Here is a 12,062-nt window from a genome sequence, read left to right on the forward strand (position 1 = left end):
TTTTTTATAGTTCTCTGTTTTTATCTTTTATATAGTATTACTCATAACAGAAATACTGACTCTATTATTACGATACTCTGCAATAGGGTTTTTAAGGGTTCCTACTAATTGCAAGCTCTCTATAGGATCCGCCAAATCCAACATCTGTTTTGTATTGTTTAACTGTAATCTATTGAGACAACATCTATCAAATTCTGGCACAAAAAGATCATATTTCTTGAACTGCGGTTCTAATTCAGGGTGTGTTTCCTGATATGTGCTAATACAACCTGCAACTAACTCCCAGAATAACTCCTCTGGATATTCACAATATTCTGCCAGTATATCACCCATAAACCTAAAAAAGCAATCAAATACATCTGTAAAAATTGAAAGTATTTTCATTTTATCAGAAGTTTCGGTATACAGTCGTTTTACTTCTTCGGGTAAATCTAATTCTGGATTAAAAACGATTACTTCTTCAGTAATATCTTTCATCAATACCTTTACAGGAGTATGATTCTCCATCACCATAATCAGATTTTCACCGTGTGGCATAAAAACCAGTTCATAGGCATAGAAACAGTGCAATAAAGGATTTAGGTAATACCGTAGATATTTCTTTAACCAAGTTGTGGTATCAAATGGAGAAGCCTTTATCAATTCTGCTAATAACGAAGTATTATCATTATCTATATGTAAAAAGGCAGCCATGGTCATCACTTGCTGACCTTCTTTAATTTTAGATCCGGGAGCTTCTCTCCATAAGGCTGAAAGCATTTTATTATGAGCATTTGTCTTGCCTAACACTTCATAATTCAGGTTCCTATATCCAACTGTAGCAACTTCGCCCAACATTGTAAACCTTTGTTTTTTAAGATATTTATCATCTTTAAACAACTTGGTTATCCAAGTGGTTATATGTGGGGTACTTTGCATATAATATGGTGAAAGGCCACGCATAAACCCCATATTTAAAATAGATAATGCTGTTTTGGTGTATAATTTATCTGGAGTAGTTTTATTGTATAACGTTCTTATAGACTGTTGTGCAGAGTATTGATCTTCTCCTTTTCCCAGAAACACGAGATCCATATTTGCTATATCTGCAGCAAAAATGTGAATTATCTTATTATTCCATTGCCAGGGGTGAACGGGTATAAAAACATAGGATTCCATATCCAACCCTAAGTCTTCTAGTGTATTATTAAATTTGGCTATGGTAGCGACACCAAGTTCTCGTCGCATTAGTGATTTATATTCAAATCCTTTTACTGCGGTAAATGTCGCTTTATCTTGATGACCTGCCAGCCATATAATCTGAAACGAATTATCGGTTTCGGGTGCATATTTAATGTAATCTTCAGCATCAAAACCTATTCGCCCATTATTAGCCACAAAACAAGGATGTCCTTCGGTCATTGCATGCTCTATTACCTGAAAGCTACATTGTGCTAATTCTTTTGAAGAGCATTTTTTATTGTGATATTTATATGCCGCCCCAGATAAGGTACTGGTAATTTCTTCGAGATAGGTAGGTAACATATCATCAGCAATCCCCAAAGTATATTTAAATTCTAAAATAAAATGTATAGCATCTACAGTTACCGGATTTCCATTTTGTCTTTTAACAAGGCTATTCTCGTCAATATGCCAATGATCAAGGCTCCGTTTTTTGGCTTTAAACTCATAGGTGATTTCTGGTATATCAGCAACCAAAATATAATGCCCCCAATATTTTTCCTGATACTGAGGTTTTGGTCGTAAGAGTAATTCGTGTGTAAATTCGCTAATTGCTTTTTTAACAAGGGCTCGATTTACTTTTTTCCATACATCGAGTCTTAGATGATCAAGATTAACTTCTGGTTGGTTTACCATATCTAACTTAGTCATTGGTTTTGGTTTTATGTACTATATTTTTCTCTTCTTCTAGCAAGAGAGCTTTCTCATAATCTTTCTTATCACAAAAAGCTAGTGCTGCTGTTTTATGAGGTAATTCAACTTCTTTATAATATTTAAATCCCGCCCTTTTATTAAGTGAATGAATTTTTTCATTTCTCACATCTGGTTCTACAACAATGCGATCCGTTTGAGGGTCACTAAACAGATATTCGAGAATAGTAGAAAACACATGCCAGGTAAAATTTGGAATCTTTTTTTTGACAGGGCTAACCAAAATATGCATTCCCCGATCCTTTTTCTCTGTATTATAATATGCTGAAATAGGATCTTTTAAAGCATCATAGCTTTCCATTAAAAAAATAGGTTGATTATCTAGTATTCCTATGAAAGCATCATGATGATCTGATTCAACTATTTGTTGATATGATAGTTTTACCTCTTCTAAAGTATATTCTTGCATCCCCCAATACATTGCATAGGGTTTGGTCACCCAATCATGAATAGTTTTGATATCTTTTTCTATATCTAAAAAACGTAAATGTATATCTCCAAGACCTTTAATAGTTTTAGAAAAAATAGCAGTTGGTATGATCTCAGTGTTATTCATAAACAAATGTATTATGCTTGAAAAGTCGATTTTTCTTTTTTAAAAGCGGCAATAGGGTTTTGTAATCGCCCTGCAAACTGAAGTAATGCAACCGGATCATCCAGATCAATCATTTGCTTATTGTTGTTTAATTGTAATCTATTAAGGCACGACAAATGAAAATCTGGCGCAAAAAGATCATACTGTTTATACTTGTTTTCTTTTTCAGGATATTTTTCCTGATAAAGTTGAATATTTTCTGCTACTAGTTTCCAGAAGTTCTCTTCCGAATATCCTGCATGTTCAACCAGAACATGAGACATGAATCTGAAAAAACCATCAAAAACATCTGTGAATATTGATAACAATTTCACATCTTCAGGAACCGGGGCATACATACGTTTAAGATGTTCTGGTAATGTAACTTCAGGATTAAGAATACAAGCTTCTTCAGTAATATCTTTCATTAATATTTTTACAGGTATGTTATTCTCTAATACCATAATGATATTTTCGCCGTGAGGCATAAATACCAAATCAAAATGATAGAAACAATGTAGTAGAGGACTTAAGTATGCCTTAAAGTAATGACGTAACCATTCTGATATGGACAATCCTGATGCGGCAATAATTTTGGGTAATAATGCTTCGCCGGTTTGATCAATATGCAGAAAAGCAGCCATTGTCATTGGTTTTTGCCCTTCGTCTATAGCACTCATTGGACTTTCTCTCCATAATGATGCTAACATTTTGTTGTAATCATTATGAGGGCCGAATTCTTTAAAATATGGGTTTACATAGCTAACAGAACCTATTTCTCCTAACATCCTGAATCCTGTTTCAATAATATAAGAATCATTATATAACAGTTCTTCTAACCAAACTGCCATTTTTGGGGCTGTACCCAAATAATATAAAGGCAATCCTCTCATGAATCCCATATTTAATATAGAAAGGGCCGTTTTAGTATATAACTTATGAGGGTTTGAAATATTAAACAGTGTACGCACAGATTGTTGAGCAAGATATTGATCTGGACCATACCCTAAACAAATCAAACTTCCTTTAGCAATCTCGGGTGAAAATATATTAGCTAGTTTATTAAACCACTGCCAGGGATGCATTGGGATAAAATAGTAATCATCTGGATCAAAGCCTTTATCTTTTATTATAGTATTGAATGATGAAATTGTATCTTTATCCAATTCCTGTTCAATTAATGTATCATATGGTAAATCCTCAATAGCAGCATATACAGCATTACTTTTATGACCGGCTAACCATATCAGATAAAAAGAATTCCCGGCCTCGGGAGCATATGATCTATAGTCACTACTATCAAATCCTATTCGCCCATTATTAGCCACAAAACCAGGATGACCTTCCATCATTGATTGTTCTATAGTCTGAAAATCTGCTGAAACCAAATCTATTGCCACAGGATTCCCTTTTGCATATTTAAAGGCACTTCCATACAGTGTACTAATAATTTCTTCAAGGTAAACAGGCATCGTATTGTTATCGATCCCTAATTGTTCTCTAAATTCTTTGATAAACAAAATGGCATCAAGTCTTACTGATTTTCCAAGTTCATATTTTTGAATAGAAACTTCACTAATCCATAGATGATTTAGAGCTAATTGCTTTCCCCTAAATTCATACAGGATTTCTGAGTTATCAGGTATTAAAGTATATTTACTCCAACCATCTCCTAGTTTTTCAGTTATTTTGGGCTTTATAAGCAACTCGTGACTAAACTCGCAGATTGCTTTTTTAATAAGTAATGTATTTACTTTAACCCATAATTCTGATTGAATATGAGCTACAGATTGTTGAGGCGAAACAGCATTATCTAAAGTATTCATTGCACTTCGTTTATGTATTTGTGGAACCAACTTAAGTTGGTTATGTTTTTGTCTGGTTAAGAAAGCGAGTTGCGCCGTTTTATGTGGAAGTTCAACAATAATATCAAGCTGAAATCCTACACGTTGGCAAATCGCAAACATCTTTTTATTTCTTATATCGGGTTCTACTATAATTCGATGCACTTTTTCATCTCGAAAAACAAAACTCATTATCGTATCAAACATATACCATGTGAAGTTTTCAATTTTACCTTCGGGTGATGGTGCTACTATAATATGAATCCCGCAATCATTACTCTGGGCCGGATAGTATTTTCCGATAAGATCTTGTTGTGGATGATAACGTTCTAATACAAAAACGGGTTGTTCTTTATATACACCAACAAAAATATCATAATGATCTGGTAGCATTAATTTAGCATATTCGGCTTTTACTTTCTCTACCGAACTCTGTTGCATACCCCAGAACACGGCATAATCCCGATTTACCCAATCGTGTAATACAGCACTATCTGTTTCAATATCAAAATGCCGTATATGTATATCCCCAAAGCCCCGATAAGACGATGAAAACTCATATCCTTCTTTTGCAGGTGTTATTAAACTTGTGTGTTCTTGAACTGACATATAAAATCTTTATGTTTTTGCTAGGTCTTTTACTCGTGTTCTAAATGTTGTTCTGTGAAATATGAAATAGTACATCCCGAGTGTGATCAAAAAACCTGCTAATGCCACTCTAAACGGAATTTGTAATCCATGATGATCCACCAAAATTCCAACCGAAAAAGAAGCTAGTAGTACTCCCAGATTCTGAAAAAAATGCACTTTACTGTAATCAATGGCATAAGAATTTGGAGAGCTGAATTCAAACAGTAACACATCAAAACGCACTACTCCCTGAAAAATCGCCCAGCCATAAATAATTCTTCCCAATATTACAATCGTCTCAACAGGAAGTCCTTGAAGTATTAGCCCTATCATTCCCAGGAATAATGCCGATAGGATACTCTTATTTTTATATTTCGGAATATGCTTTGTATTAATCCAAAGGGCAATTAATGCTACAAAACCAGGTATAGCATATATACATCCAGAAATTAATTTACCATCATAATCAGAAAGGCTTTCCCAGTATAGTGAGAAAAAAGGACGGATTAGGAAATCACTAAAATATAAGACCATTGTTACTAACCCAATCTTAAGGATAAAACCTTGGGGGATAATTTTATCCTTAGCATCAAGAGTTGATTGAGTTTCAATAATTTTATTCGTATCATATTTTTTGCTACGCAGTAGATACATACTTATTCCCATTTGCATAAAATCTCCAGCAGCCATCACCAGAAAAATATAACTGGCATCAACAAGGTCTACTGTCAATCCGCCAATTACAGCTCCTAAAATCCCTCCCAGATGTACAACAACAGAGAGTAACCCTATGGTACTTGTATGTTCTTTTTTGGTAATAATTTTTAAGATATAGGGATATACCAAAAGATAACTTCCTTTAAATATTACCATAATCAAGGATATAATCCAGAAGTTAATATAAGAGGTCGTCCAATAACAGTATAATGCTAATATCCCTGCAATACATTGGGTATACACCAAAATATTAAGCTCGGCCATTTTTTTGGATATGTAAGCCCAAAACGGAAATGCAATCATCACCATAAAACAAATAGCTGCAAAATAATATCCTACATATTTGGGATCTGTAACCCCAAAGCGAGCTTCAAAAAACTGTGGATAAAAAGGATGTAGTAAATAATCACTTACTACCGCTACCAGAGTCATGAGGATAAGAATTTTTTTTAAAGTCATTGTAGGGTTACAATTATAAACCTCACAGGCTTGTGCCGAACTTAATTTCAACACCCTATAAAGTTTGTGGTTTACCTTAAAACAGGTTCTTCCGTATTAATTTCTTCTTCCTGAGTCACTTCAAATTGCTGAAAAGCAATACGTTTTTCTATCGGGTAATACTCTTTTCCTGTTAATTCTTTAATGATGAAAGAATTGCGGTAACATGCCATTCCTAAATCTGGAGTTACGAACCCGTGAGTATGCAATTCTACATTTTGCACATAGATATCTTTACCTTGCTTATCGATGCTATAATTGCGATGTACGGCATATCGGTTTTTATCATCCCATTGAATATGATCTGCAATACCTTCTATAAATTCTGGTTTCTGATAGGTATACCCAGTTGCTAATATCAACGCTTCTGTTTGATGTCGGTATCGTTTATCTTGTTCAATTTGGTGTAGTTCAAGATTAAAAGTATCGTGATTTTCATTATGTTCTGCTGCGGTTAATTCAGAATTTGTGCGTAGAGATACTTTTACATCATTAGTCAATTGCTTGGTGTAAATCAGATCATAGATATCCCCTATCAGGTTTTGATTGATTCCTTTAAAAAGATGTTTTTGATTCTGAATTAAATGATCTTTTTTATGCTGTGGCAAATCATAAAAGTAATCTACATACTCTGGAGAAGTCATCTCTAGGGTTAATTTAGAATACTCTAACGGAAAAAATCTTGGAGATCTGGTAATCCAGTTTAACTGATATCCTTTTGTTTCAATCTCTTGTAAAAGGTCATAAAAAATCTCTGCTGCACTTTGCCCGCTACCCAAAACCGTTATCGACTTTTTAGATTGTAATAGTGATTTATGCTTTAGATATGATGAAGAGTGAAACGCTTTTCCTTCTAACTGTTTGCAACATTCGGGAACATAAGGTTGAGTTCCTGTACCTAAAACCAGTTTTTTTGCTTTATATATTTTCAATTCATCTGTTTGTGTGCATTTTGAGGTAACTACATAGTACTCATCTTTCTCATTGTATTGTATGTGTGTTACTTCGGTATTAAAAAACAGATTTGGCAATTGTTCTATCACCCATTGGCAATATTGGTTGTACTCATTACGAAGTAATAAAAAGTTCTCTTTTATATAAAAAGAATACATCCGTCCTTGTTTTTTAATATAGTTCAAAAAGCTAAAAGGACTGGTAGGATCTGCCAGAGTGACCAAATCTGCCATAAACGGAATCTGTAATGTTGTATCCTGAAGTAACATACCGGGATGCCAATCAAACTTAGGGCTTTTGTCTAAAAAAACTCCTTCTAACCCATCTATAGGCTCTGTGAGACATGCCAATCCCAAGTTAAATGGTCCAATACCTACTGCCACAAAATCTATTATTCTAGTATCACTCATCATTATATTGTTTTAATTATTTGTTGTATAGATTAACCCCTGTTCTTTGATCATTTTAACAACCTCTAAAAGATCTTCTTTTGTAGTTCTTGGGTTTAACAAGGTAAATTTTAAATAGATTTCACCATCAATTTTTGTACTGGCTACAGAGGCTTTTCCTGAGTTAAACAAGGTGTTTTTAATATAAAGATTTACTGCATCTAAAACCTTATCATCGGTTACTCCGGGTATTTTAAATCGAAACACAAGAGTACTTAATTCGGGTTTGTGTGCTACTTCAAAATAGATATCGTCTTTAATGATATCATAAGCTTCGTGGGCTAAGTGATGTACTTTTTCTAGAAATCCCCCTAAAGTTTTGGCTCCTGTTACTTTTAATGTAAACCATAACTTTAAAGCATCAAACCGGCGGGTAGTCTGAATAGATTTTTCGATTAGATCAGGGTGTTCTTCATCCCTGTTCTCGATAGGATTAAGATAATCTGCATAGTAGGATATATATTTAAAATATTTTGTATCTCTAACCAAAAAAGCACTCGAACATACCGGTTGAAATAACGTTTTATGAAAATCGATAGTCATCGAATCAGCAAACTCTACCCCTTTAAGCAAATGCCGATGAGTATCGGTTAATACATAGCATCCTCCATATGCCCCATCTACATGAAACCAGATGTTGTATTCTTTTGCTATTTTAGAAATTGTATGTATTGGATCAAAACTTCCAAAATCTGTTGTTCCTGCAGTAGCGACTATAGCAATTGGTATATTGCCTTGTTGCTTTTCTTTTTCTATAGCTTGTACCAGAGCATCTACTTTCATCTTCATCTTATCATCTGTATCCACCGGTATTACTGCGTCGTATCCCATACCCAATAAGGCTGCATTTTTTTTGATACTGAAATGTGCTTTATTTGAACAAAAAACACGAAACTTACTTACCTCATCAGACCACCCATTCTCTTTTAAGTTAATTCCATAATGCGTAAATGCATAATGATCTCGCGCCATCAAAAGTGCCTTGAAATTAGATTGTGTACCTCCACTGGTAAAAACACCATCTGATTGTGAAGGAAAATTCATTTCATTACAAATCCAACGAATTATTTCTTGTTCTATCAAGGTAGCAGAAGTGCTTTGATCCCAGGTTTCGATAGCGGTATTAACAGATGAAGCAATTAAATCTCCTACCAATGCCGGCAATAAAACAGGGCAATTAAGATGCGCTACATAACGAGGATGGTGAAAAGAAATGGCATGATCAAGAAACACATCTTTGATTTCTCGTAATGCCTGATCCAAAGATAAATTAGTTCGTGAATTTACTGAAATCCCTTCTTTTCGGGATTTAAGCATTTCTGCAGATTCTCCACTATAGAAACAATCATTATCCAAAAAGGTCTTAATATATTGAACAGTTTTTTGTATATATTCTTCATATTCATGTTTAGAATGAGCATCAAAAAGATAATCAACAGCGAGGTCAGGTTTAAGGGTAATTTGAGTTTCCGATAACATAGTTATTTTTATTTGATCTAAATAAATTTTAGTACAAAACTAAGTATCAATTGAAATAACTAAATGACGAGAATTGGATAAAAAATGACGTGAATATTTAACTAGATGTTACTTAGCGTATCCCAAATATTGTTTTTAAAGCTTGCAAGAAAAATTACTAAATGCATAGTCACATTTTGAAGTCTGTAATAACTTAGAGACAAATATTTAAAAACTCTAAAGGTTCTCTTTTCTTGAAAATTAAATGGCAGATATTCACAAAAATCCAAGTAAAACTCTCACAAAATGCGCATTACTAACCTCTATGTAAACGAATTAATAATGATTCCACATTTTATGAGAGTTTACTTAGATATTCAAAAATAACAGTTAGAGTTTATGTAATATCCTCTTTTTGTTTGAATCAATATGATTACTTTTTTGATTTCACTATACTCTCAATCGGTTTCCCTGCATTTTCAACAGAGTATTCATTCCCCATAATTGCTGCGACCGTTGCAGCAATTTGGTTACTATACAACTGTTCGGTATTTTTCACTTCTCCCAAAGCAGCTATTTCTTTTCCGAAAGCAACAATCCACACTTCTCCAGCATTTTTCACTTTTGACCCATGGCTTTTCCAGGTATCCAAAGGATCTGTTCCTCTACCATGATCTGTAGAGATAATGAAAACGGTATTGTCTTTATAATATGAATCCTGTTGGGTAAACTCCCATAATTCTTTGATCATACCATCTGTGTTATGAGCCGCTTTTAAATAAGCTTCATAGTCTCCGTCATGAGCAAAATCATCTGTTTCACCATATGCGATATACATCAAATCAGGATGGTTTTTTTTCATATGCTCTATCGCATAGTGATGCGTAAAAGCATCTAAACGAACCGTACTCCAGGGACTTGGAATTTGATCTTGCAACTGGTTTAAAAACACCTCTCTGCGACTAAGATTGTTTCCTTTGGCAGCCTCGAAACCTGCATTAACAAGAACTCCAGAACGATCTTCATTTATGATAAATGGAAATACATCCCAGCTACCAAAAGCAGCTACTTTTCCTTTATAACCTGGTAGATTATTTGTTATTTCCAATACCGTTTTATTTGAGTTGTTTATCTTTTTATTACTGTTGATATTCTTATCATCAGCCACCCCGGTTAAGATCTCATTGTATCCAGGGTAAGAAAACCACATCATATTCGTTAAATTGACTTTACTCCCCACATTTCTATTTCCGTGTAATTGCCCCATGGAAGCAATAGTCTTCCAAAAAAATGGCATTAGAGCCTCTCTACGGTCTTTTGTTTTTGGTCTCCAAAAATCTGCTTTTAGCTTCGTCGTATCATTTACATACGTATTATTTGTTACTAATAGTGAATCAGCACCTGTGTAAAGTTCTTGCCAGCGTAATCCATCCAAGGTGATCAAGATTACTTTTGGTGAATTTTCTGTTTGTGCGCTGCCTTTAATTGCAAACAAATGCAAAGTAAAAACAACTATAAAAATTATATTTTTTTTCATCTGTTTATATCTTGTTTTGTGATCACTAGTTCTCCCACCAGCCTTTTATATTAATATCGTTACCCCCCATCTGAGAAGTTGCCTGCTCATAATTTTCATTATTAAGTGTTTGCTCACTATCAGGATATAAGAAACGTACAGGTATACGGTCACCATTTACATTGTCTGGCCCCGGAATAATTACTGAGGGCAATCCAGTTCTTCTGAAATCATACCAGGCTTCAAAACCAACTAAAAATGATGCTAACCATTTTTGGGTGATTATTGTTTCTAATGTATCATCATACACTACACCAGTTTGTGCAAGATAGGCAGTGACATCTTGATTGACTTCCCAGTATTCAAAAGATAATCTCACACCATTTTCGTATGAGGTTTTAGCATCTGTTGTAATCCAACCTCGTTGTGCTGCCTCTGCAAGGATAAAATGAACTTCGGCTGCTTGTATGATTACTGCTTTTACACTATTTGGAGAATCATAAAAAAATGATTGATTTATTCTTGATACATTACTAGCACCACCATTAAAGGTTGACGCATTATCCTCACTCAATCCATTAGTTAATCCTACAAAAAGAGTAGGATCATCATCAGGATTATCTGTGGGTTGAAACCACTTTGATAGACGTTGATCATTAAATTGTTTCAAAATAGCCTCACTGGTTTCACTAAGTCGATGTTCATCAAATCCACCAATTCGTCCTGTACTTATAGGCCATGAATCTATTTGTGTTGTTGCCGGATAGGATACCGCCGCATTATCTGCATTGGCGGCAATAAAAATACCACTATCTACAATCTCTTTCATTTCTGAAGAAACATCCACTTTGTTCGAAATTCTTAAAAGATAACGAAGCCTTAAAGAATTTGCCAGTTTTCTCCATTTTTCAAGATCGCCTCCATACAAAATATCGCCCCCAAGAATAGGCTGTCCCACTGCCAGTTGCTGTTCTGCCTTTTTTAAATCTAAGAGAATTGCAGTATAAATATCTTGCTGATTATCATACTTAGGAGTGAAATTCTTATTTTGACCATCTATTGCTTCTGAAAAAGGAATATTCCCCCAATTATCTGTTAAAATGGAAAAAACATAAGATTTGAGAATCAATGCCATCCCTTCATAACTTGTATTTTTGGTTTCTTCTTGCAATGAAGCTTTCAAAATAAGGTCAATTTCAGGAAGAATTTCGTAATATTCATTCCACAACCCAGATTCTGAACCCCATTCATAACGATCAAAACCTGTAAAATTGATCTTTGCCGTTAACTGACCTACAATATTTCCTCTATCCCATCCAGATTGTGCTGCTCTATTAGCCACAGTAGAGATAACTGTAGATAATAACAAGTCAGAGCTTACCTGTTCTGGTTGATTAGGGTTAGCGTTTGTTTCTTCAAAATCATTAGTACATGATAGTACTGATATTAATATCGTTATTGTTACTATTATATATTTTTTCATCTTTTTT

General features: G+C 34.2%; 8 protein-coding genes. All 8 read right to left on the reverse strand.

What is annotated here, in order from left to right; all coding sequences use genetic code 11:
- Window positions 1–27: 27 nt before the first annotated feature.
- The 8 genes from ATE84_RS25125 to ATE84_RS25155 all read right to left on the reverse strand — a co-directional run bounded on the left by ATE84_RS25125 (window position 28) and on the right by ATE84_RS25155 (window position 12,055).
- On the reverse strand, window positions 28–1,872 hold the full coding sequence (locus ATE84_RS25125) for an IucA/IucC family siderophore biosynthesis protein (RefSeq protein WP_233195892.1): 1,845 nt from the start codon (window positions 1,870–1,872) through the stop codon (window positions 28–30).
- Window positions 1,865–2,488 (reverse strand): GNAT family N-acetyltransferase, encoded by a 624-nt coding sequence (locus tag ATE84_RS25940; protein WP_143273705.1) that lies wholly within the window; start codon window positions 2,486–2,488, stop codon window positions 1,865–1,867. The genes ATE84_RS25125 and ATE84_RS25940 overlap by 8 nt, the downstream gene beginning before the upstream one ends.
- A gap of 11 nt (window positions 2,489–2,499) precedes the next feature.
- Complete coding sequence (locus ATE84_RS25130; RefSeq protein ID WP_101450517.1) at window positions 2,500–4,959, reverse strand: GNAT family N-acetyltransferase; 2,460 nt, start codon at window positions 4,957–4,959, stop codon at window positions 2,500–2,502.
- A 9-nt stretch (window positions 4,960–4,968) separates the two neighbouring features.
- On the reverse strand, window positions 4,969–6,156 hold the full coding sequence (locus tag ATE84_RS25135) for an MFS transporter (protein ID WP_233195893.1): 1,188 nt from the start codon (window positions 6,154–6,156) through the stop codon (window positions 4,969–4,971).
- A 71-nt stretch (window positions 6,157–6,227) separates the two neighbouring features.
- Window positions 6,228–7,559 carry a lysine N(6)-hydroxylase/L-ornithine N(5)-oxygenase family protein gene (locus ATE84_RS25140; RefSeq protein ID WP_101450519.1) on the reverse strand — a complete coding sequence of 444 codons (1,332 nt, stop codon included), beginning with the start codon at window positions 7,557–7,559 and terminating at the stop codon, window positions 6,228–6,230.
- Window positions 7,560–7,571: 12 nt separating this feature from the next.
- The gene (locus ATE84_RS25145) at window positions 7,572–9,077 is read right to left on the reverse strand and encodes an aspartate aminotransferase family protein (protein WP_101450520.1); all 1,506 of its coding nucleotides are present in this window, start codon (window positions 9,075–9,077) and stop codon (window positions 7,572–7,574) included.
- 412 nt (window positions 9,078–9,489) lie between these two features.
- Complete coding sequence (locus tag ATE84_RS25150) at window positions 9,490–10,593, reverse strand: alkaline phosphatase family protein (protein WP_101450521.1); 1,104 nt, start codon at window positions 10,591–10,593, stop codon at window positions 9,490–9,492.
- 25 nt (window positions 10,594–10,618) lie between these two features.
- A complete protein-coding gene (locus ATE84_RS25155) occupies window positions 10,619–12,055 on the reverse strand; it encodes a SusD/RagB family nutrient-binding outer membrane lipoprotein (protein WP_101450522.1) in 1,437 nt (478 codons plus the stop codon).
- Between the last annotated feature and the right edge of the window lie 7 nt (window positions 12,056–12,062).

Source organism: Aquimarina sp. MAR_2010_214, from assembly GCF_002846555.1.
In the GTDB taxonomy this organism is placed as follows: Bacteria; Bacteroidota; Bacteroidia; order Flavobacteriales; family Flavobacteriaceae; genus Aquimarina.